Genomic DNA, 21,464 nt, shown 5'->3' on the forward strand with positions numbered 1-21,464 from the left:
CAGTAAAACAGGCAAAAGAACGGAGGGGTAGGATGATCGACAGATATTTGGAAGCGCTGGAACAATATGAAATGGAAATCATATCTGTGAGAAAGGGAAGGGGGGCCTGGATCTGCGAGACGGATCAGGGGCTTAAGCTTTTACGGGAATACAGGGGGACTGTGAGAAGACTGGAAATAGAAGACCAGATTCTGGGAATGATAGATACCCGTACAAGCCTGCGGACAGACCGGTACGAGAGAAACCGGGAAGGCGGGCTCGTGACTATGGCGGGAGACGGAACACGCTACATATTAAAGGAGTGGTTTTCCGACCGGGAATGTAATATAAGAGACAGCTATGAGGTCCGTCAGTCCATTGCCCGCCTTGCCATGCTCCATGCCCAGCTGGCCCGGATTCCCTTTCAGGAGGAATGGCGCATGGGTTCGGTCTGCAGGGAACAGGCAGGTCCGGAGATGAACCGCCATATCAGGGAAATGCAGAAGGCCAGAAGCTTTATCCGCAGAAAACGGGGAAAGACGGAATTTGAGCTTTGCGTCATTGGAAATTATGACGGCTTTTATGAGCAGGCAAAAGAAGCGGCGGATGAGATGATGAGGCTCTGGGAAAGAAACGGAGCGGCTGCCGGACAGCATATAACAGAGGAGGATGGACAGTTGATGGCAGCAGAGCTGTCCGCAGAGTCTGTTTCAGGCCTTTCTCTCTGCCATGGGGACTTAGACCAGCATCATGTGCTCATGGGGCGGGGATATACGGCCATTGTGGAGTATAACCGGATGCATCTGGGAATCCAGGCGTCGGATCTTTACCGCCTGATGAGAAAAGCTCTGGAAAAGCATGGCTGGGATACAGAGCTTGGCCTGTCCATGCTGGATTCCTACCAGCGGGTGCGCCCTATGGACCGGAGGGAGCGAAAGAGTCTGGCCTGTATGTTCCTCTTTCCGGAAAAATACTGGAAGCAGCTGAATTTCTATTATAATACAAACAAGGCCTGGATTCCGGCTAAAAGCACGGATAAGCTCAAAAGCCTGGAGGATCAGGAGCCGGCCCGCCGCCGGTTTATCCGCCGACTGATGGCAGAGTGCGGGTAAGTCCTGAAAATGGTGTGGAAAGCCGGGAAAAATGCAAAAACTCAGCCACATTCCCTCTTGCAATACAAAAAATTCTATGCTATACTGATTAAGCTGTCCTGAATATGGAGAGCAGTTTTAGCGCCTGCGTGAGTCAGGAACTTGCGGTAAGGGCGTGTATAACTTAAAAGATGCTGATATCTGTGCGTTCTGGTGACGGCCCCGGCCGGCTGCCTGCAGTGTACAGAGGCAGATTGGCATACAAGGCCGCGGTCGGAAACCGCAAATAATCAGAGAGGTGAATGAAAATGAGAGAAGGAATCCATCCAAATTACTACCAGGCAAAGGTAGTTTGCAACTGTGGCAACGAGTTCGTAACAGGCTCCACAAAGCAGGACATCCACGTTGAGGTTTGCTCCAAGTGCCATTCTTTCTATACTGGCCAGCAGAAGGCTGCTGCTGCCCGTGGACGTATTGACAAGTTCAATCGTAAGTATGGCATTGACGCCCAGTAATAAGCGAGAAAAAATCAAGGGGTTGAGCCTGAGAGATCAGGCTCAGCCCTTTTGTGTTCTTTTGGCAAAACACAGCCGCAGCTTGCTGCGGCAGGGAGAGGAAATGATACAATGAAATATTCTGGAATCGGCGGTCAGGCGGTGATCGAGGGCATCATGATGCAGAACGGTGACGATTACGCCATTGCAGTCCGAAAGCCTGACGGAGAGATTGAGGTAAAAAGAGATCGGTATGTGAGTCTTACGGAGAAATACCCCATCCTGGGCCTTCCTTTTATCCGCGGCGTTTTCAAATTTGCAGACTCTATGGTGGTGGGGATGCGTGCTTTAACCTGGTCCTGCAGCTTTTTTGAGGATGATGAGGATGCTCAGCCGGGAAAGTTTGAGCAGTGGCTGGACCGGGTATTCGGTGAAAAGCTGGAAAGTATTCTTATGACGGTTGTCATGATTTTTTCTTTTATTATGGCAATCGGCATTTTCATGCTGCTTCCCCTTGGGATCGCCCGTATCTGTAAGCCTTTTATCTCTTCGGAAACGGCGATGGCGGTTCTTGAGGGCGTGATCCGCATTGTGATTTTTATTATCTATATTAAACTGGTATCCCGTATGGAGGATATCCGCCGTACCTTTATGTACCACGGTTCGGAGCATAAATGCATCAACTGTCTTGAGCATGGACTGGCTTTAAATGTAGCCAATGTCCGGGGCAGCTCCAAGGAGCACAAGCGCTGCGGAACCAGTTTTATCATGATTGTAATGATCATAAGTATCCTGTTTTTTATGGTGATTCGTACGGATACAGTCTGGCTGCGCTTTTTAAGCCGGATCGTGCTGATACCGGTGATCGCAGGCGTGTCCTATGAGTTTCTCCGATTTGCAGGCCGCCATGACAGTAAGCTTGTAAACCTTTTGAGCCGTCCCGGCATGTGGATGCAGGGTCTGACCACCACAGAGCCGGATGACTCCATGATCGAAGTGGCGATCGCGGCAGTGGAAGAGGTTTTTGACTGGAAAGCGTACCTGGATGAAAACTTCCCAGGCTGGAAGGAAACAGAATGAGTGCGGAGAGAGTATGGGAAGAGACGACCTTAGGACAGCTTTATGAGTCCGGGAGGAAAAAACTGGAAGAGTCCGGAGTGCCGGACGCTGCGCTGGATGCCAGACTTTTGCTGCTGGAGGCGTTTGATCTGAATTTTGCCTCTTTTCTCACCAGAAGAGACCAGCCTCTTTTTAAACAGGCCATTGGTGGAGAAGAGGAAATTTACAGGCTAAAACAGGCGGCAGAACAGTATGAACAGGCGGTTCTTGCAAGAGCAGAGAGGATTCCCCTGCAACATTTGACTGGCTGCCAGTGCTTTATGGGACTGGAATTTAAGGTAAATGAATGGGTGCTTATTCCCAGACAGGATACGGAAACACTGGTGGAGCGTGTTTTGGAGGAAAACAGAGATAAAAACAGCGCCATACTGGATGTGTGCACCGGCTCCGGCTGTATTGCTATAAGCCTTGTAAAACTGGGGGAATACCGCTCAGTGACCGCTCTTGATATCTCTAAGGAAGCGCTCAAGGTGGCAGAGGCTAACAGGGAAAGGATCCTGGGAGAAGAAAAGGAGCGGCTCCGGCTGATAAAAAGCGATATGTTTGAAGGGCTGGAACCCAAAGCGCAGTTTGACGTTATTGTGTCCAATCCGCCCTATATCCCCTCAGAGGTCATAGAAGGACTGGAACCTGAGGTGCGGGATCATGAGCCGCGGCTGGCTCTGGACGGGGAAGCGGACGGGCTGAAATTTTACCGGATTCTGGCAGAACGTTCCATGGCATATTTAAAGCCCGGAGGGAAGATCTATATGGAGATAGGCTTTGACCAGGGGAAGGACGTTTCAGAGCTTTTTGAACAGGCCGGTTTTGAGGGCCTTAAGGTGATAAAGGATATGGCCGGGCTGGACCGGGTGGTGCAGGCTAAAAGGCCGTGATGATAGGAGAGAGAAGATTATGTTTGATAAACTGGATGATATACTGATCCATTACGAAGAACTGATGCTGATGCTGGGGGATCCTGATGTGACTCAGGATACAAAGCGTTTTACCAGACTGATGAAGGAGCAGGCGGATCTGGCTCCCATCGTAGAGGCATATAAGCAGTATAAGCAGGCGAAACAGGATGTGGAAGACAGCCTTGCAATGCTGGAAGAGGAGAGTGATGAAGATCTTCGGGAAATGGCGAAGGAAGAACTGTCTGACGCAAAGAAGCGCATCGAGGAGCTGGAGCATGAATTGAAGATCCTCCTTCTTCCCAAGGACCCAAATGATGAAAAGAACATCATTCTGGAGATCCGTGCAGGTGCAGGCGGAGACGAGGCAGCCTTGTTTGCTGCCGAGCTGTACCGGATGTATTCCAATTATGCGGACAGCCAGCGCTGGAAGGTGGAGATCGTAAGCTTAAATGAAAACGGGATCGGTGGCTTTAAGGAAGTGGTAGCCATGGTTACGGGAAAGGGCGCATACTCCAAGCTGAAATACGAGAGCGGCGTGCACAGGGTACAGCGTGTGCCTGAGACAGAGTCCGGCGGACGAATCCATACTTCCACAGCGACGGTAGCCGTGATGCCTGAGGCTGAGGATGTAGACGTACAGATCGATATGAATGACTGCCGCATCGACGTAATGCGTGCCTCCGGAAACGGCGGGCAGTGTGTAAATACCACAGACTCTGCCGTGCGTCTTACCCATATTCCCACAGGAATCGTAATCTACAGCCAGACGGAGAAATCCCAGCTTCAGAATAAGGAAAAGGCCTTCCGCCTCCTGCGCTCCAAGCTCTATGATATTGAGCTTGAGAAAAAGCAGAATGCAGAGGCAGCAGAGCGCCGCAGCCAGATCGGTACCGGCGACCGTTCGGAGAAAATCCGTACCTACAATTTCCCACAGGGCCGTGTGACGGATCACCGGATCAATCTGACCCTTTATAAGCTGGATAAGATTTTAAACGGAGATATCCAGGAGATCCTGGATGCCTGCATTGCAGCAGATCAGGCAGCAAAGCTGGCTAAGATGAATGAGAACTGAATAGTTACAACTAAATAAAGAATACGGAACGAACGAATACGAAAGGGCTGGCGCAGAGCTGTGTGGAGATCACCACATAGCTGCGCCAGCCGTCTTTTATGTTATGGAAGAAAAAATATCGGTCAGATCAGTCCGGCCATTGCAGGGAGTCCCAGGCTCACCGCAGGGATATAGGTCACCATGAGAAGCCCTACAAGAATTGCCACATAGTACCAGAGCATATAGGGCATGACGCGGGAAAGGGAACTTCGCCCGACCTTGATGGCTACAAACAGGGTATTTCCCACCGGCGGAGTAATATTTCCGATACAGAGGTTGTATACCAGGATCAGGCCGAACTGAACCGGATCCATGCCAAAGGTCTTAACCACCGGAAGAAACAGGGGAGTGAAGATCAGGATAGCCGGAGTTACGTCCATAAAGGTTCCTGCGATTAAAAGGATGACATTCATGATCAGCAGGATGATAATGGGATTGCTTGTAAGGCCTAAGAGGGCGTCGGAGATGGCCTGAGGGATCTGGGTAAATGCCATGACCCAGCCAAGGATATTGGAAACGCCGATCAGGAATACAACCATACCGCTCATCTTGGCGCTGTCTACTGCGATTTTCCAGAAGGATTTTAAAGTAATGTTGCGGTAGAGGATGCCGAGGATCAGGGCGTAGATTACCGCAATGGCAGAGCCTTCTGTGGCTGTAAACACACCGCCGATGATGCCGCCGATTACCACTACGATCAGGGAAAGGGAGGGCAGGGCTCTGAGGGTGCAGACCCACAGGTTTTTCCAGTCGTATTTTCCAGGGATTCCCTTATAGCCTTTTTTCTTTGAAATGATCACAGCAACTGCCATACAGGCCACCGCCCAGATGATGCCCGGAATATAACCGGCCATAAAGAGTGCTGCCACAGAGGTGCCTCCGGCTGCCAGAGAATAGGTGATCAGGGCATTGGAGGGCGGGATTAGGAGGCCTGAGGGAGCAGAAGCCCCATTGGTGGCAGCACAGAGCGCCTTGTCATAGCCCTGTTCCTCTTCGCCCTTTTCTACCATACTTCCTACGGCTGCTGCGGCGGCAGAGGCCGAACCGGAAATAGCGCCGAAAAGGGCGTTTGCCCCTACATTTGTCACTAAAAGGGCACCGGGCAGCTTGCCAAGGATTGCCATCACAAAATCAACCAGCCGTTTGGCGATGCCGCCCTGGTTCATCAGGTTTCCTGCCAGGATAAAAAAGGGAATGGCCGTCAGGCTGAATTTGCTCATGCCCACAAAGATACGCTGAGCGCCGGTTACCACCGATACTTCCAAAGGCACGGTCCGCAGGATGGCGATCAGGGCGGAAATGCCGATGGAATAGGAAATCGGTACGCCGACGATCAGGAGCACGGCCAGAACAACAATTATGATAAGCAGAGATTCCATTGCCATAAGTCTATGCCTCCTTTTCTTCCTGCGCCGTAATGACGCCGTTTTTTGAGATATCCACGATGTTGAGAACTGTATAGATCATGTTTAAAATACCGCATAAAGGCATTACCACATAAAACACACCTACAGCAACGCCCAGGGCAGAGGTCATCTGTCCCATGGCGAGGCTTGTGATCTTGATGCCGCCGTATACCAGGATGATCAGGGAAAAGGCAAATGCGATAAGCTCTCCAAAGATTGCGAGGAGCTTCTGGATGCCGGGAGTGAAATGGTCTGTGACAATGGGAATATTCATATGTCCCCGTTCTCCTGTGATGATGGAAGCGCCTAAAAGGCTGGCCCATGCAAAGAGGTAAGCCACAAGCTCCTCAGACCAGGGGGACGGATTCTGTAAGATGTATCGGGTAAATACCTGCCAGCAGGTGAGCGCAACCATAGCGATCAGGCTGGCGCCTGCCAGTATATTTAAAAGGGATGTAAATACATTTCTCAGCTTTTTCATGCCGGTCACCTCCTTTTAGGATTCAGCTGACGGATACTTCTGGTTGTAAGCCTGTATCGCATCATAGATGGGAACAAAATCCGGGTGCTGGCCCAGCATGGATTCATGCATGGGAATAACCGCTTCCTTAAATGGGGCTGTATCCGGGTAGAGGAAATTCACCTTCTGGTCTCCGGAAGCCCGTTTTTTAGCCGCATCCACTGCGATGGTCCATTCCTCTCTCTGGATCTGATTCACGAGGTCAAAGCCCTCGTCAAAAATGGCTCGTTCTTCCGGGGACAGACTGTCCAGAAAAGCAATATTTCCGATCAGGATATCAGGGATCATTTGGTGCATATCGTAGGAATAGTATTTGCATACATCTCCATGACCGTTGTCCGTCAGAGCCAGTTCATTATTTTCTGCTCCGTCGATGATCTTGGACTGGAGGGCCGTGTACACATCTCCAAAGCCCATGGGAGTGGCAGAGCCTCCTAAAAGGTTCATCATCTGTACGTTGGTAGGGGACTGCTGGACGCGGATCTTAAGTCCCTTTAAATCAGCAGGAGAATGGATGGGCTTATTTACCGTATAGAAATTCCGGGTGCCTGCATCCAGCCAGGTAACAGCCTCAAAACCAGCTTGTCTGGTTGAGTCAAAGATGGGTTCCGTGATGGAAGTATCATCCATGGACGCATGGTAGGCTTCGCTGGAAGAAAACAGATAGGGAAGATTAAACAGAGTGTAGTTCTGGCTGAAGGTTTCCAGAAGAGAGTTGGAAGCCACGCAGAAATTGATGGCGCCTGTCTGCGTCAGCTGAACCATTTCGTTCTGAGAACCTAAAAGCTCGCTTGGAAATACTTCCACATCATATTTGTCTCCCAGCCTGCTTTCGATAAATTCTTCAAAAGCAGCCAATGCTATGTGGGTGGGATGGTTTGTGGACTGGTTGTGACCGATCCGGACGATCATTGTTTCACCGCCGGAGGCACTGCTGCAGCCGGTAAGCAGTCCGGCAGATAGCGCGGCTGTCAGTGCCAGCGCTGCTGCGCAAAATCTCTTCCTCATAAAAATCTTCCTTTCTGTATTGTATTTTGAGAATCTTTCTCACTCCTATTGTATCAATTATGGACAGGGGCTTCCAGAAAAATACTGGGAAAATGTAGTAAAATATAGTAAAAATACATTAAGTTCCAGAAGTGGTAAGGTATTAATTAATAGTGGCTTTTTCTTTTGGAATGTTTGTGATAAAATTTATATTAAAAATTCTAAAGCAGTTTTTGGAGAGGGATATATGAAAAGCAGTTTTTGGAAGAAATTAGATACTTATATAGATGAATTATGCAGGGAAACTATTTCGGGATGTTCATGTTTGATACTTCAAAATGGCATAGAACAGTATAGAAAATATGCAGGAAAATGCAATTTGCAAACTGGGGAAGCACCGAATGAGAATACACTTTATCGTATATATTCTCTTACGAAACTTTATACAGCTGTAGCTGCTCTACAACTGATAGAGCAGAAAAAATTACGGCTAGATGCAGCAGTTGCTGACTATATTCCAGAATATAAATATCTTAATGTTAACCATGTTGCGGCAAATGGATGGAATAATATTGAAAAAACCAGAAGCCCTTTGCTGATTTCTCACCTTTTAACTATGCGTTCGGGTATATCCTATTCTTATGACAATGACGGTCCGACTATGTGTCAGACGAAAAGAGAAGTGATCAATTTCCGCCAACAGAAAAAGGATTATACCACTCAGGAATATGCACGACTATTTTCCAGAATTCCTTTAGCCTTTGAACCGGGAACTCATTTTTTATATGGAGCAGGGTATGACGTCCTTGCAGCAATTATAGAAATTGTGTCAGAAATGAGCCTGGGTGATTACTTGCAGCGTTATATATGGGAGCCATTGGAGTTGGAAAATACCATGTTTCGTTTCAGAAGCATAAGGGATAAGGAAAATTTGTGTCAGATGTATCAACGTATGGAAAATGGCGATTTAATACCGGTTGCAGATAAAGATTGGTTTTATCAGCCGGGTCGAAAGTTTGAAGAAGGCGGAGGAGGGGTGCTGTCTACACTGGATGATTATATGAGATTTCAACAATGTTTGCTTGATGGAGGAATATGGAGAAAACATAGGATTTTGTCAGAGGGATATGTAGAAATGATGCATACAAATGTGCTTACACAAGAGCAAATGAGGGATTTTACAATACCAGATTATGGATATGGATATGGGGTGAGAGTGAGAGTGAGAGAGGAGGGAAAGACACCGGTAGGTGAGTTCGGATGGTATGGAAGTTCAGGAAATTATGGGTTGATTGATCCGACTAACCGTCTCTGCTTCCTTTATATGCAGCAAATGATTCCGGGAGATGATAAAGAGATTCATCCTAAATTAAGAAGGTATTTATATGAAGATTTTTCAAAAGATTAAACATTCTATTACAAAGAAAATATTTTTACTGATTGTTTTATCAATTGGTGCATCTTTTGCAGTGAGTCTGCTGGTGATAAAAAAATTGGAAAATGCCTATGCTAATTATGTTTATGAAGCAAAGAGGGATTTATTGAACAGTTCTATGGCAGGAATTGAAGATAAACTTGCTGCGTATGAAAATGGAACATATCAGTTTATTACGAATGACCGTATACAGGTATATGCTTCGGCACTGAAGGAAGCATATGATATTCTTGCAGAGATGGAAAGGGCGAAGATGCAGGAAAGCGTTGGTGAAAATCTGCCTTTGATTTTAGAAAAACAGTCAAAAGCAAATCAGGTAAAAACATCCAGTCTGGTTGAAATATTAAAAGAACTGGATACAATACTGGTCAGTGGTTATAAAGTTGATGCAGGATATTTTGTAGATCTGTCAGGGAAGGTATACAATGGCTACGGAGCATCCAAATATAGGATATCGGATAAAAATCTTGAGCTTATTCTTAACAATGCAATGAAAAATAATGGAAGCGCTGGATGCGGAATTATTCAGATTACAGAAAAAAATGGTGAATTATGTAATAAAATATACCTTTCAAGAATTCTTCGTGAAAGAAAGAACCTGAGTATGGAATATTGTGGAACTGTAATCTATCTGATTGCACCAGAGGAATTGGCGGCTTCCTTTTTGATGGAGCATGATGATCTTGTAATTTTAGATGAAAAGAAAAATGTAATATTTTCAAGTTTCCCAATACAGATTGTGCAGAACTTTTTTGAAAATCCACTATCAGAAATAAAAAACTATGAGATTACCGAGTTAGATGGAAAAAAGTATTTTACTACATCTATTCTGTCGCCAAAATTGGGATGGCAGTATTATAATTTTTCAGATTATCTGAGGCAGTTTGCATTTATTCAAAAAATGGATATTTTTTATACAGCAGTTCTTTTAGGGATGTTGATGGTGATAGGGATTCTGGCAGCAGGTGTATCTGTAAATATGGTGCGTCCTATTGTAGAGTTATCGGAACAAATAGATAAAATCAGCCGCGACTCTAATCCGGTAAAAGCACTAAATAATCCGGTAAAAACAAAATATGAAGAGAGAGATGATGAAATAGGGCACCTTGAGAAAAATTTTGCCAGTATGACAAGACGTCTTGGAGAGCTTATACATGAAAATTATGAACAAAAGCTGTATCTTCAGAATGCGCAACTGTCAGCTCTTCGTTCTAAATTGAATCCTCATTTTTTATACAACACATTAGATACGATACGTTGGATGGCTACAGAGGAAAAATACCATCAGATTCCGGGAATTGTTAAAGCACTGGGAGATATTTTGAGAATTTCTATTAATAGCAGAGAGGCATTAATTCCGATAAAACAGGAAATGGAATATATGAGAGGATATCTTGTTATCCAGAGAGCACGTTTTGGCGCACGATTAAATGTTCAAATGGATATAGGCGAAGAAATGATGGAGATTAAAATTCCTGCGTTTAGTCTGCAGCCTCTGGTAGAAAATTCTGTAAAATATGCGATGGAGCAGGCTTCTACTCCCTGTAGGATCAGGATATCCGTTAAAGAAATGAAAAATGATATTTTATGTATTGTATCAGATAATGGAAATGGGATGGATTTGGATATTATTAAGAAACTACAAAGTGGGGATATTAAAGCTCAGGGAAATGGAGTTGGATTAATTAATTTGGATGAGCGGCTGAAAAGTCTGTATGGTTTGCATTATGGAGTTATGGTCGAAAAGAATCAGGAAGGTGGAGCGACTGTTTCATTTCGGGTAAAAAAGGAGGCATCTTTGCAAAATGGACAGAATCAGGATTTTATTTGTAGATGATGAGGCAATTGTAAGAGAGGGGCTGAAAAAATGTATTGATTGGGAGGTAAATGGATTTGAAGTGGTTGGTGCAGCGGAAAATGGAGAAAAAGCTTTGGAATATTTGGGGCAATTATCTGTTAACATTGTAGTAACCGATATCAAAATGCCTGTTATGGATGGTTTGGAACTCATTCGAAACAGCAGAGAAAGTGGATATGATTCTAAATTTCTGATATTGTCTGGTTATGATGATTTTCAATATGCACAGAGGGCTCTTAGATATGGAGCAGATGATTATATATTGAAACCAATCAAGGAGGAAGAACTTTTAGACGCGTTAATACGCATCAGGGATTTGCATTTTCCCAAACAGCAGACGACACTTCAACTACATCCTCAAAAGTACTCAGGAACTGTTAAAACAATTATATCTTGTGTAGAAATGAATTTAGATCAGCCGGAATTATCTTTAAAGCAAATTGCTGATGAAGTTTTGTTTATGAGCGGAAATTATTTGTCTAAACTGTTTTTAAAAGAAACAGGATATAAATTTTCTACATTTCTGACGATTAAACGAATGGAGAAGGCGGCGCAGCTGCTTCGGGAAAATTGTGATGTTACGGTTTATGAAGTTGCTGAAAGAACGGGGTTTGGGAATAATCCACAGTATTTTAGTACGGTATTTAAAAAATATTTTGGGAAATCTCCTTCGGAATTACGAGAGAAATGTATATAATTACAAATTATAGAAAACACTTTTTTGCACAAAATAGACATTATTTTGGATTAAAGAAGTGTTTTTTTGTTTGTATAATAAAAATATCAATAAAATCTGTAGTTTAAAACAGAGAGAAGGGAAGGTTGTTTATGAAGAAAAGTTTATTGTTTTTAGCAGCAGCAGCGGTAGCAGGAGTAGCAGTGACAGGATGTTCGGGAAACTCGGATGAAAAACCAACGGCTATTCAGAATGAAAATACTCAGGCGGATGCATCAGGGGAAAATGCATCTGCAAATGGAAAGACAGGCGAAGGTATTCGTATAGCATGGTGGGGAAATCAGAAACGGGCAGATGCGACGATTGCGGCATTTGATGCGTTTGCTGAGGCCAACGGTGCTGATTTTACATATGAGTATAACAGTTATGATGCATACTGGGAAACGTTAGCGACACAGTCAGTAGGAAATAATCTTCCTGGCATTGTTCAGCAGGTAACGGATCAGTATGCCGGTTATATTAATAATGGACTTTTACTGGATTTAAATCCATATGTGGAAAGCGGAGCGTTGGACTTAAGTAACTGTGACGATATTTATATTTCCGGAGGAAATTATAAAGATGGGTTTTATGGAGTGTCTCTTGGGGCCAATGTAATGACAATTATGTACAATCAGGATCTTTTTGATGCTGCCGGGGTAAAAACTCCGAAGATGGGTTGGACATGGTCTGAATTTATATCTGCTGCAAGAGAGATTTATGAAAAAACAGGGGTACAGACAGAGAATGTGGCATTAGGAATGCCGAGATATTTATTAGAACCAATGATTCGTTCCAAGGGACAGGCTTTATATTCTGAGGATGGAAAAGGGTTTGGCTTTGACGATACAACGAAAGCCGAGCTTGTTCAGGTTCTGCAGGATTGCTATGATTTAACACAGGAAGGCGTATTTGTTAATCCGGGAGATCAGCTTTTGTGGAAAGATAATTCAGAAAGAGCGCTCTGTACGGGAGAAGCTGCAATGGGAATGAACTGGAGTTCTCAATTTTCTAACTTTGCAGGCTACTTTGACCAGAATTTGGCAATGACTACACAGCCTTTGTTTGATAATGGGACGGAAAAGGGAATGTATGTAAGGCCGGCTCAGTTCTTTTCCATAACAAAAGATTGTCCTGATCCTGAAACTGCCGCTAAAGCAATCAGTTTCTTTATCAATGATAAGACTGCAAATGAAACATTAAATGGAGAACGTGGAATACCGGCTTCAAAAATAATCCGTGAGGAATTAAAAACCAAAGCAGAGGGAAATGAAAAAAAGGTATATGATTTTATGGATGAGGTAGTGGATTATTGCCGCGATGCAGATCCGGCAGAACCATCTACATCAAGACAGTGTGTAGAGGTATTGAACAATAATGTGAATGAATTGATGTATGGACAGATGACTGCACAGGAGTGTGTAGATAGTTGGATGGAGCAGTCGTTGGAAATTCTTGCAAAATAACAAAACAGCCAGGAGGTTAAAGACGTGGAACGTGGCAGAAAAAAATGGTCCATCTATAATGAAAATGTAGTGGGATATGTATTTATTTTTCCATGGCTGGCAGGATTTCTCTGTTTTACATTAGTGCCCTTTATTATGTCCTTTATTTTGTCATTCACTAATTTTAATATTTTGTCTCCGGATACAAAATTTGTTGGATTGGATAATTATGTAAAACTTTTCACACAGGATAAACTGTTTTTAAAATCACTGTTTGTTACATTTAAATTTGCGTTTATTTCTGTTCCATTAAGATTGATATTCGCTTTGTTTGTAGCTATGATTTTGAATCGTAAAAGCAGGGCAGTTCCGGTTTACCGGGTAGTTTATTACCTTCCATCTATAATCGGCGGATCAGTAGCAGTATCTGTGATGTGGAGAAACCTGTTTACAAAATCAGGTGTTCTTAACAGTATTCTCCAGGCGATGGGTATTAATTGTAAGATAAACTGGTTAGGAAATACAGATACTGCAATTTATGTTTTGATATTGCTGTATGTATGGCAGTTTGGATCGTCTATGCTTATCTTTTTGTCGGGTTTAAAACAGATTTCAACTTCGTACTATGAAGCAGCAGAGGTGGATGGAGCAGGAAAAATAAGGATGTTTTTCTCTATTACGCTGCCCCTTTTAAGTCCTATTATCCTGTTTAATCTGATTATGCAGATTATTAATGGTTTTATGGTATTTACACAGGCACAAATCATTACCGGAGGAGGACCTGTTAATGAAACACTGGTCTATATCCTTTATCTATACCAAAATAGCTTTAAATATTATGAGATGGGATATGGGTCTGCTATGGCATGGATTCTTTTGGTAATTGTAGGATTTTTTACAGCAATGGTATTTCGTTCTTCAAAACAATGGGTATTTTATGAAAATAATACAGATATGGCATCTAAAAAGAAGAAGGGGGTGAGCAGAACATGAAGATGGGAATGAAAACAAAACGCAGATGGAATGCAGTTGTTTTCCATGTGATAGTAGGAGGAATTGCCATTTTCATGTTTTATCCTATTGCATGGATGTTTCTCAGTTCATTTAAGCCCACAGATCAGGTTATGACTACGGCTGCTCAGCTGATTCCGAGTCAATGGACGATTTTAAATTACATAACTGGTTGGAAGGGATTCGGTGGGATCACCTTTGCTACATTCTTCAAGAATTCGATTATAATTACAGTACTTGCAACGATTGGTGCGGTTATTTCTTCAACTATGGTAGCGTATGGTTTTGCAAGAGCTAACTTTACGGGAAAAAGGGGATTGTTTTTTTGCATGATGATTACAATGATGCTTCCGAATCAGGTAATTATGATTCCCCAATATATTATTTTTAATTTGTTAGGATGGGTAAATTCCCCGATGCCAATTGTAGTCCCGGCCTGGTGTGCTAAGCCATTGTTTATTTTTATGATAATGCAGTTTATTGAAGGAGTACCAAAGGATTTAGATGAGGCAGCAAAGATGGATGGATGTAGTCCATATACAATATTTACCAGTATTATGCTTCCGCTTGTAAAACCTGCAATGGTAACGTGTGCGATTTTTGAGTTCTACTGGAAATGGGATGATTACATGGGATCGTTGCTTTATCTTAATTCGCCAGAAAAATATACGGTATCCATTGCATTGAAAAATTTCACCGATCCTATGAGTTCCTCTGACTATGGTGCGATGTTTGCAATGTGCGTACTGTCCCTTATGCCGATTATTATCATTTTTATGCTGTTGCAGAAATATATCGTAGAGGGTGTGGCTTCCAGTGGAATTAAGGGATAAGATGGAGAGAAGGTAACTATTATGAGAAATATATGTCTGTTTTCAGATGATTTTAGGAAATTCCCTATAGGGGAATTTCCTTATGATCCAGATCACTCAGCTGCTGGAGAATATCACTATGTGACACCAAAAGGCGTTTGCGGCGAATGGAAGGATCAGGTATGTAATTACCGTTATAATGGACATGGACCGTCATGGATTGTTACGGAAGAAAACGGAAAGCACTATATGGAACAGAGTCGTATTGAAAAAGGTATTCCACATCGTATTTTTCCAACGCTCCAGACAGGAAATACGGGCTGGAAGGATTATGACGTTTCTGTGTCTATGCGCAGGATTTCAACCAGTGGTATGGCAGGAATTGCATTTTGTATGAATAATAGCATTGATACCCTCGTATTTTCTTTAGAAGAAAAGAAAACAGCAAGACTTGCATGGCGTCACAAGGAAGAAGTCCATATATTAACGGAAAAGAAATTTATGTCTGATTCGGATCAGTGGTATAAAATAAAGGTATCCGTGGAGGGGAAAAATGTAAAGTGTTTTATAAACAGTACGCTGGTTATGGATATGGATACAGAGTTGGCAATGCGTGGAGGAAAGATAGGAATAACGGCCGATTGCCCAACACAGTTTACAGATATATATGTCAGTACGGAAGACAGCACTTTTAGAGAAATTCAATATTTGGAAAAACAAGAGAAGAAACGTTTGAAGAAGCTTCAGGCGTCTTATCCTCATATGAAATTAGTGCGTAAGCTGGATCTTCAGAATTTTGGAACCAGCCGTCAGATTCGTTTTGGACATCTTCTGGGAAATGATGAATGGCAGATTGTAATTCCACAGGCTCAGAAAAGAGTAGATAGAGATGCATATGCTCATATAAGCTGTCTCACAGCTATAGATTTGAATGGAAATATATTGTGGCAGATTGGAGAACCCTCAGAAAACTCAAATATTCTTGGAAAGATCAGCGCGGATCTTCCGTGTCAGGTTTATGATATTGACGGAGATGGATATGATGAGGTAATTACAGCAAAAAATTTTCAAATTCAGATTCTTGATGGAAGGACGGGAAAGATAAAAAAATCAGCAGCTACACCTATATCAGATGAAGATAACGAAACGTTGATAGGTGTGCCCTATAATCAGTACGCTTTTGATAGAATTAACCCAGATGGAATTCGTATTTGCAATTTTAGAGGTCTGGAAAGGCCGAGTGATATTTTAATAAAAGATAGATATTGCCGTGTTTATGCATTAGACAGCAATTTAAATTTATTATGGAAATACCAAAGTCCTAAGAATACAGGCCATTATCCGTTGGCCGTAGATGTAAATGGGGATGGACATGATGAGATTTTAGTGGGTTATACACTATTAGATTGTCAGGGGAATGTTTTGTGGACGTATCCGATAGAACTGGATCATACCGATGAAATTGTGGCTGGTAAATTTAAAAATGATATAGATAAGGGGTATTTTGCATGTGTTTCCGGTACTCAGGGATTTTTTATAGGAGATTTCCAGGGAAATATTTTGAGCAGGGACTATATTGGACATGCACAAAGAATCAGCATTGCCAACTATCTGCCGGAACGTAAAGGATTTGAAATTGCAGTAACTAATTTTTGGGGACATCAGGGAGTGATTTATCTGTATGATTCAGATGGAAATGAGTTATGGGAAAAAGAGAATGAAATGAATGGCAATATACTTGCTCCTGTAAATTGGCTGGGGAATGGGACGGATTTTTTTCTTACGAACGCCGATGCTGAAAAAGGAGGACTGATGGATGGTCATGGAGATATTGCAGTTGTATTTCCAGATGATGGTCATCCAGTTATGTGCTGTGAGGCTATAGATTTACTCGGGGATAGCAGGGATGAACTTGTAGTATGGGATTACCATAGCCTGTATATTTATACACAGGAAAATGAAATAGAAGATAGTTCGTATCATCCAGTTAAATATCCGGTGTATAATGCTTCTAATTATAGAGGCGAATACTCATTTCCGGACATGTCATATATCACATTTAATGAAAATCCAAAGGAGACAAAAGAGTGATGAAACAGCATATAAAAGACTTGAAAATTGCTTATATTGGAGGAGGCAGTCATGCCTGGGCCTGGGTATTTATGACAGATTTGTCCAAAGAAACAAGTATAAGTGGAACGGTACGCTTATATGACATTGACAGAGAGGCGGCTCATGATAATGAAATAATAGGAAAAAGACTGTTTTCACGGGAGGATGTGAAGGGACAGTGGGAGTTTGAAACAAGTGAATCATTGGGAACTGCGTTGGAAGGAGCCGATTTTGTGGTAATTTCAATCCTTCCGGGAACATTTGATGAGATGGAATCAGATGTACATTTACCGGAACGATATGGAATTTATCAATCGGTAGGCGATACTACGGGACCGGGAGGACTGGTACGTGCGTTACGTACTATCCCAATGTTTGCAGAAATTGCAGAGGCGATACATACATATTGTCCTGATGCATGGGTGATAAATTATACGAATCCCATGTCATTGTGTGTTAAGACATTATATCATGTTTTTCCCGGAATAAAAGCGTTTGGATGCTGTCATGAGGTGTTTGGAACTCAGAAGGTTCTGCGCGATATTGTTAGAATGGAAACAGGAATTAAGGAGATAGAAAGAGAAGAAATATTGGTAGATGTGATTGGAATTAATCATTTTACATGGTTTACCAAAGCATCTTACAAGGATATGGATTTATTTCCTGTTTATCAGAATTTTATTGAGCGTAATTTTGAAGAAGGATATCATGATCCGGATAGAAATTGGATGAATGGTACATTTAACTGTGCACATCGGGTGAAGTTTGATTTATTCCGCCGGTATGGCGCAATTGCTGCTGCAGGAGATAGACATCTGGCAGAGTTTATGCCTGGGGAGATGTATTTAAAAGATCCAGAAACCGTAAAGAAATGGAAGTTTGCATTAACTACAGTAGCTTGGAGAAAAGAACGACAGGAACAGAAAAATAGACAGGCGGAGCGACTTGCTGGCGGTTTAGAAAACTTAGAATTAAAGGATACAGGAGAGGAGGGATTGCGTTTAATAAAAGCTTTATGTGGTTTAGAACGTTTTGTAACTAATGTAAATATTCCTAATTTTGCCGGTCAGATTCCAAATTTCCCCAGAGAATCTGTTGTAGAAACGAATGCGGTATTTAGCAGGGATCATATTGCACCAGTTTACGCTGGAGTATGTCCTGAAGAAATCAGAAGACTTACAATGCCTCATATTGAAGGTTATGAAAAAATTTTGCAAGCTGCAATGGAATGTAACTTTGAAAAAGCCTATGAAGCTTTTATGAAAGATCCTTTGGTTCATGGGCGTATCAGTTTTGGAGATGGAGAAAAACTTCTGAAAGAAATGATTGGTAATACCAGAAAATATCTTCCTGAAGAGTGGGAAAAAGTATTTCTTAAAAAATGATATGAAGTAAACAAAAAGGAGTATGATTCAGTTCGTACTCCTTTAATCATTATATTGTGGTATATGTTTTCTTTAAATGCAGCATGAAAAAGGATAAAAGTAATATTCGGATATCCGGATTGCAAGGAATGGTTGTCTTCATGGGGAATTCAGAGTACAATAAAAATATGTGTTTAATAAGCAGGAGATAATATAAAATGATCGAACAGAAACGACTACAGTCCCATCCCCCCATCTGCACCGTCCCTGAAGAACAGAAAGAAAAAATCATGGAAATCGCCATGCGTGCCGGGCATATCCTTTTGGAAAATGGGGCGGAGATCTCACGGGTGGAGGAAACTATTGACCGGATCTGCCGTCATTACGGGATTGAATCCGCCAATTCCTTTGTACTGAGCAACGGTATTTTTTCTACCATGGGGAACGAAAGGGAAAGCTTTTTTGCCAGGGTACAGCACATTCCTGTCAGCGGGGCGCACTTAAACCGTGTGGCGGCTGTAAATCAGCTTTCCAGGGAGATTGAAGAGGGAAAGCATACGGTAGAGGAGCTTGGGAGATGCCTGGATGATATTGAACAGATGCCCGGAAAGAGAAAGGGCGTTCAGATCGGGGCTTCGGCGGTGGGAAGCGGGGCGTTCTGCTATCTGCTGGGCGGCGATCTGGCAGACAGCGCAGCTGCTTTTCTGTCCGGCCTTGTGCTGTATGTCTATATTTTATATATAGGGAAAAATCTGTCAAAACTGGTGCAGAATATTCTGGGAGGAGCTCTGGTGACCTTCTGCTGCGTGGTGCTTTACCATCTGGGGCTGGGCCATCACATCAGCTCCATGATCATCGGTTCTGTGATCCCCATGATTCCGGGAGTGGCGTTTACAAACGGGATCCGCGATATTACGGATGGAGACTACATTGCCGGTTCTGTGCGGATGATGGATGCAGGGCTGGTGGTTTTAAGCATTGCCCTGGGAATGGGATTTGTACTTACCATGTACTATAGATTGACAGGAGGAAATCTTTTATGAATGCGTTTCCATGGGGAGAACTGGCAGGGGAAATGGCTGCCGCCGCAGTAGGAACGGCTGCTTTTTCAGTCCTCTTTTCTGTGCCGAAAAAATATTACGGGCTTTGTGCTGCCTGTGGTACCATCGGCTGGCTGGTGTATTTCTGTTTTCACTGGGACGGACTTTCGCCCGCAGAGTCTACGTTCTTTTCCGCAGCTGCCGTAATCTTTCTGTCCAGGCTCTTTGCGGTCTGGGAGCGCTGTCCGGCTACCCTGTTTATGATTCCAGGTATTTTCCCTATTGTTCCCGGAGCCGGCATCTACTGGACTGCCCATTACATTGTCACCGACCAGCTGGCGCTGGCAAGCCGCACGGGATTTGAGGCCGTGAAGGCAGCGGCAGCCATTGTGCTGGGAATTATATTTGTATTTGAAATCCCCCAGAGGTTTTTTGGGAGGATTGCAAAGAGAAAGGAGTAGTTATGATAGAAATATGCTGCGGAAGCTATGAGGATGCCCTGGCCGCCTGGAAGGGAGGCGCAGAGCGGATCGAATTAAACAGTGCGGTGTATCTGGGAGGCCTGACGCCTTCCATCGGCAGTCTGCGGCTGGTAAAGGAAAATACGGGATTGAAGGTGATTTCCATGGTACGGCCCAGAGGAGCGGGATTTAGCTATACAGAAGCGGAAACAGAGCAGATGTTTGCAGACGCCCGTATTTTGATGGAAAATGGAAGCGACGGGCTTGCTTTTGGCTTTTTGACATCTGAGGGAAAAATTGACAGTGAAAGGACAGGCCGTATGATCCGCCTGATCCATGAATTTCATGGGGAAGCCGTATTCCACAGGGCTTTTGACTGTGTGGAGGATCCATATGAAGCCATTGAGGAGCTGATCCGCCTGGGAACAGACCGTATTCTCACCAGCGGGCTTAAGGAAAAGGCAGCTGCCGGAGCCGGTCTTTTAAAGGAGCTTCAGGAAAACTATGGAAACCAGATCCAGCTTCTGGCAGGAAGCGGCATCAACGCAGATAATGCAAAAGCGCTGTTGGAGGAAACCGGCCTTACCCAGGTTCATTCCTCCTGCAGGGACTGGAAGCGGGATGAAACTACAATAGGCCCTTGGGTGAATTACTGCTTTGCTCCGGTGCCTCATGAAAATGATTACGATGCAGTAAATGAAACGCTGGTAAGAAAGCTGAAAGGGAGTGTATGATGAAAAAGAACAGTAAAACGCTGAGGTATCTGATGACAGCGGCGGCCGTAACTCTTTCCGCTCTTTTGCAGGCCTTTGCTATGAATGTTTTTTTAATGCCTACGGGGATTCTTCCCAGCGGCTTTACGGGAGTGGCCCGTCTGACGGAGCAGATTACAGGCCTGTTGGGGATTCATTTTTCTACTTCCCTGGGAATGATCGCTTTAAATGTGCCGGTTGCCATTTTCTGTTACCGCCACATTGGAAAGAAATTTGTGATTTTCTCTATGATCCAGGTTTTTTTGGCCAGCTTCCTTTTGAAACTGTCCCTGTTTGAGCCTTTGTTTGAGGATGCGCTTTTAAATATCTGCTTTGGAGGCTTTATCTACGGTCTGGCTATTGTAGTTGCATTAAAAGGAAACGCTTCTACCGCAGGGACGGACTTTATCGCCCTTTATGTGTCAAACCGTCTGGGAAAGGCCATCTGGCAGTATGTATTTGCCTTTAACGCAGGAATGCTTTGTGTGTTCGGTTATCTCTTTGGCTGGGAATACGCGGGCTATTCCATTATGTTTCAGTTCATTTCCACAAAGACCATTGACAGCTTTTATCATCGGTATAAGCGTGTAACGCTTCAGGTGACAACGGAGGAGCCGGAAGCGGTGGTAAAGGCGTATGTAGGTCAGTACCGTCACGGAATCTCTGTCCTGGACGGCCACGGAGGCTACAGCGGAAAGAAGATGAGCCTGCTCCACACCGTTGTCTCCGCGTATGAGGTTCAGGATATTGTCCACCTGATGCGCCAGGTGGATCCCCATGTAATTGTAAATGTTCTGCCCACAGAAACATTTTTCGGCGGCTTTTATCAGAAACCCATTGAATAAAAATCCTTAAT

General features: G+C 43.6%; 20 protein-coding genes. 17 read left to right on the plus strand and 3 right to left on the minus strand.

Annotation, left to right across the window (positions count from 1 at the left end; all coding sequences use genetic code 11):
- Positions 1 to 32: 32 nt before the first annotated feature.
- From BN3656_RS07085 to prfA, 5 genes are all read left to right on the plus strand, one after another.
- Positions 33 to 1,091, plus strand: a complete 1,059-nt coding sequence (locus BN3656_RS07085) for a spore coat protein CotS (RefSeq protein WP_066545774.1) — start codon at positions 33 to 35, stop codon at positions 1,089 to 1,091.
- A 287-nt stretch (positions 1,092 to 1,378) separates the two neighbouring features.
- Positions 1,379 to 1,585, plus strand: coding sequence for a 50S ribosomal protein L31 (gene rpmE / locus BN3656_RS07090; RefSeq protein WP_066545777.1), 207 nt, complete (start codon positions 1,379 to 1,381; stop codon positions 1,583 to 1,585).
- Positions 1,586 to 1,696: 111 nt separating this feature from the next.
- The gene (locus BN3656_RS07095; protein WP_066545779.1) at positions 1,697 to 2,644 is read left to right on the plus strand and encodes a DUF1385 domain-containing protein; all 948 of its coding nucleotides are present in this window, start codon (positions 1,697 to 1,699) and stop codon (positions 2,642 to 2,644) included.
- On the plus strand, positions 2,641 to 3,558 hold the full coding sequence (gene prmC, locus BN3656_RS07100) for a peptide chain release factor N(5)-glutamine methyltransferase (RefSeq protein ID WP_066545782.1): 918 nt from the start codon (positions 2,641 to 2,643) through the stop codon (positions 3,556 to 3,558). The genes BN3656_RS07095 and prmC overlap by 4 nt, the downstream gene beginning before the upstream one ends.
- Positions 3,559 to 3,577: 19 nt before the next feature.
- The gene (gene prfA / locus BN3656_RS07105) at positions 3,578 to 4,651 is read left to right on the plus strand and encodes a peptide chain release factor 1 (protein ID WP_066545785.1); all 1,074 of its coding nucleotides are present in this window, start codon (positions 3,578 to 3,580) and stop codon (positions 4,649 to 4,651) included.
- 122 nt (positions 4,652 to 4,773) lie between these two features.
- On the opposite strand, the gene BN3656_RS07110 is transcribed toward prfA, so the two are convergent.
- The 3 genes from BN3656_RS07110 to BN3656_RS07120 are packed head-to-tail and all read right to left on the minus strand — an operon-like array spanning position 4,774 to position 7,624.
- Entirely contained in the window at positions 4,774 to 6,075 is a 1,302-nt protein-coding gene (locus tag BN3656_RS07110) for a TRAP transporter large permease (RefSeq protein ID WP_066545791.1), read from the minus strand.
- A 4-nt stretch (positions 6,076 to 6,079) separates the two neighbouring features.
- The gene (locus BN3656_RS07115; protein WP_066545793.1) at positions 6,080 to 6,577 is read right to left on the minus strand and encodes a TRAP transporter small permease; all 498 of its coding nucleotides are present in this window, start codon (positions 6,575 to 6,577) and stop codon (positions 6,080 to 6,082) included.
- A gap of 15 nt (positions 6,578 to 6,592) precedes the next feature.
- A complete protein-coding gene (locus BN3656_RS07120) occupies positions 6,593 to 7,624 on the minus strand; it encodes a TRAP transporter substrate-binding protein (RefSeq protein WP_066545795.1) in 1,032 nt (343 codons plus the stop codon).
- A 226-nt stretch (positions 7,625 to 7,850) separates the two neighbouring features.
- Here BN3656_RS07120 and BN3656_RS07125 point away from each other — a divergent pair, with 226 nt between their 5' ends.
- The 12 genes from BN3656_RS07125 to BN3656_RS07180 all read left to right on the plus strand — a co-directional run bounded on the left by BN3656_RS07125 (position 7,851) and on the right by BN3656_RS07180 (position 21,453).
- Positions 7,851 to 9,011, plus strand: coding sequence for a serine hydrolase (locus tag BN3656_RS07125; protein ID WP_066545797.1), 1,161 nt, complete (start codon positions 7,851 to 7,853; stop codon positions 9,009 to 9,011).
- Positions 8,989 to 10,875 carry a sensor histidine kinase gene (locus BN3656_RS07130; RefSeq protein WP_066545799.1) on the plus strand — a complete coding sequence of 629 codons (1,887 nt, stop codon included), beginning with the start codon at positions 8,989 to 8,991 and terminating at the stop codon, positions 10,873 to 10,875. The genes BN3656_RS07125 and BN3656_RS07130 overlap by 23 nt, the downstream gene beginning before the upstream one ends.
- Positions 10,844 to 11,593, plus strand: a complete 750-nt coding sequence (locus BN3656_RS07135) for a response regulator (RefSeq protein WP_066545801.1) — start codon at positions 10,844 to 10,846, stop codon at positions 11,591 to 11,593. The genes BN3656_RS07130 and BN3656_RS07135 overlap by 32 nt, the downstream gene beginning before the upstream one ends.
- Before the next feature lie 131 nt (positions 11,594 to 11,724).
- A complete protein-coding gene (locus tag BN3656_RS07140; protein ID WP_066545803.1) occupies positions 11,725 to 13,077 on the plus strand; it encodes an extracellular solute-binding protein in 1,353 nt (450 codons plus the stop codon).
- Between the two features lie 24 nt (positions 13,078 to 13,101).
- Complete coding sequence (locus BN3656_RS07145; RefSeq protein ID WP_066545806.1) at positions 13,102 to 14,049, plus strand: sugar ABC transporter permease; 948 nt, start codon at positions 13,102 to 13,104, stop codon at positions 14,047 to 14,049.
- Between the two features lie 8 nt (positions 14,050 to 14,057).
- Positions 14,058 to 14,900 (plus strand): carbohydrate ABC transporter permease, encoded by an 843-nt coding sequence (locus tag BN3656_RS07150; RefSeq protein ID WP_207653719.1) that lies wholly within the window; start codon positions 14,058 to 14,060, stop codon positions 14,898 to 14,900.
- 21 nt (positions 14,901 to 14,921) lie between these two features.
- Positions 14,922 to 16,970, plus strand: coding sequence for a hypothetical protein (locus tag BN3656_RS07155; RefSeq protein WP_066545809.1), 2,049 nt, complete (start codon positions 14,922 to 14,924; stop codon positions 16,968 to 16,970).
- The gene (locus BN3656_RS07160; protein ID WP_066545812.1) at positions 16,970 to 18,376 is read left to right on the plus strand and encodes an alpha-glucosidase/alpha-galactosidase; all 1,407 of its coding nucleotides are present in this window, start codon (positions 16,970 to 16,972) and stop codon (positions 18,374 to 18,376) included. Before BN3656_RS07155 ends, BN3656_RS07160 begins: the two co-directional genes overlap by 1 nt.
- Before the next feature lie 197 nt (positions 18,377 to 18,573).
- Positions 18,574 to 19,398, plus strand: a complete 825-nt coding sequence (locus BN3656_RS07165; protein ID WP_066545819.1) for a threonine/serine exporter family protein — start codon at positions 18,574 to 18,576, stop codon at positions 19,396 to 19,398.
- Positions 19,395 to 19,856, plus strand: coding sequence for a threonine/serine exporter family protein (locus BN3656_RS07170; protein ID WP_066545821.1), 462 nt, complete (start codon positions 19,395 to 19,397; stop codon positions 19,854 to 19,856). The genes BN3656_RS07165 and BN3656_RS07170 overlap by 4 nt, the downstream gene beginning before the upstream one ends.
- A 2-nt stretch (positions 19,857 to 19,858) precedes the next feature.
- Entirely contained in the window at positions 19,859 to 20,590 is a 732-nt protein-coding gene (locus BN3656_RS07175) for a copper homeostasis protein CutC (protein ID WP_066545823.1), read from the plus strand.
- Entirely contained in the window at positions 20,587 to 21,453 is an 867-nt protein-coding gene (locus tag BN3656_RS07180; protein ID WP_066545825.1) for a YitT family protein, read from the plus strand. The genes BN3656_RS07175 and BN3656_RS07180 overlap by 4 nt, the downstream gene beginning before the upstream one ends.
- Positions 21,454 to 21,464 lie beyond the last annotated feature (11 nt).

Source organism: Clostridium sp. AT4, from assembly GCF_001517625.2.
GTDB lineage: Bacteria > Bacillota > Clostridia > Lachnospirales > Lachnospiraceae > Enterocloster.

Excerpts from the sequence above, each read along its gene's own strand:
- BN3656_RS07085 (WP_066545774.1), top strand. The coding sequence starts at position 33 with ATGATCGACAGATATTTGGAAGCGCTGGAACAATATGAAATGGAAATC.
- rpmE (WP_066545777.1), top strand. The coding sequence starts at position 1,379 with ATGAGAGAAGGAATCCATCCAAATTACTACCAGGCAAAGGTAGTTTGC.
- BN3656_RS07095 (WP_066545779.1), top strand. The coding sequence starts at position 1,697 with ATGAAATATTCTGGAATCGGCGGTCAGGCGGTGATCGAGGGCATCATG.
- prmC (WP_066545782.1), top strand. The coding sequence starts at position 2,641 with ATGAGTGCGGAGAGAGTATGGGAAGAGACGACCTTAGGACAGCTTTAT.
- prfA (WP_066545785.1), top strand. The coding sequence starts at position 3,578 with ATGTTTGATAAACTGGATGATATACTGATCCATTACGAAGAACTGATG.
- BN3656_RS07110 (WP_066545791.1), bottom strand. The coding sequence starts at position 6,075 with ATGGCAATGGAATCTCTGCTTATCATAATTGTTGTTCTGGCCGTGCTC.
- BN3656_RS07115 (WP_066545793.1), bottom strand. The coding sequence starts at position 6,577 with ATGAAAAAGCTGAGAAATGTATTTACATCCCTTTTAAATATACTGGCA.
- BN3656_RS07120 (WP_066545795.1), bottom strand. The coding sequence starts at position 7,624 with ATGAGGAAGAGATTTTGCGCAGCAGCGCTGGCACTGACAGCCGCGCTA.
- BN3656_RS07125 (WP_066545797.1), top strand. The coding sequence starts at position 7,851 with ATGAAAAGCAGTTTTTGGAAGAAATTAGATACTTATATAGATGAATTA.
- BN3656_RS07130 (WP_066545799.1), top strand. The coding sequence starts at position 8,989 with ATGAAGATTTTTCAAAAGATTAAACATTCTATTACAAAGAAAATATTT.
- BN3656_RS07135 (WP_066545801.1), top strand. The coding sequence starts at position 10,844 with ATGGACAGAATCAGGATTTTATTTGTAGATGATGAGGCAATTGTAAGA.
- BN3656_RS07140 (WP_066545803.1), top strand. The coding sequence starts at position 11,725 with ATGAAGAAAAGTTTATTGTTTTTAGCAGCAGCAGCGGTAGCAGGAGTA.
- BN3656_RS07150 (WP_207653719.1), top strand. The coding sequence starts at position 14,058 with ATGAAAACAAAACGCAGATGGAATGCAGTTGTTTTCCATGTGATAGTA.
- BN3656_RS07155 (WP_066545809.1), top strand. The coding sequence starts at position 14,922 with ATGAGAAATATATGTCTGTTTTCAGATGATTTTAGGAAATTCCCTATA.
- BN3656_RS07160 (WP_066545812.1), top strand. The coding sequence starts at position 16,970 with ATGAAACAGCATATAAAAGACTTGAAAATTGCTTATATTGGAGGAGGC.
- BN3656_RS07165 (WP_066545819.1), top strand. The coding sequence starts at position 18,574 with ATGATCGAACAGAAACGACTACAGTCCCATCCCCCCATCTGCACCGTC.
- BN3656_RS07170 (WP_066545821.1), top strand. The coding sequence starts at position 19,395 with ATGAATGCGTTTCCATGGGGAGAACTGGCAGGGGAAATGGCTGCCGCC.
- BN3656_RS07175 (WP_066545823.1), top strand. The coding sequence starts at position 19,859 with ATGATAGAAATATGCTGCGGAAGCTATGAGGATGCCCTGGCCGCCTGG.
- BN3656_RS07180 (WP_066545825.1), top strand. The coding sequence starts at position 20,587 with ATGATGAAAAAGAACAGTAAAACGCTGAGGTATCTGATGACAGCGGCG.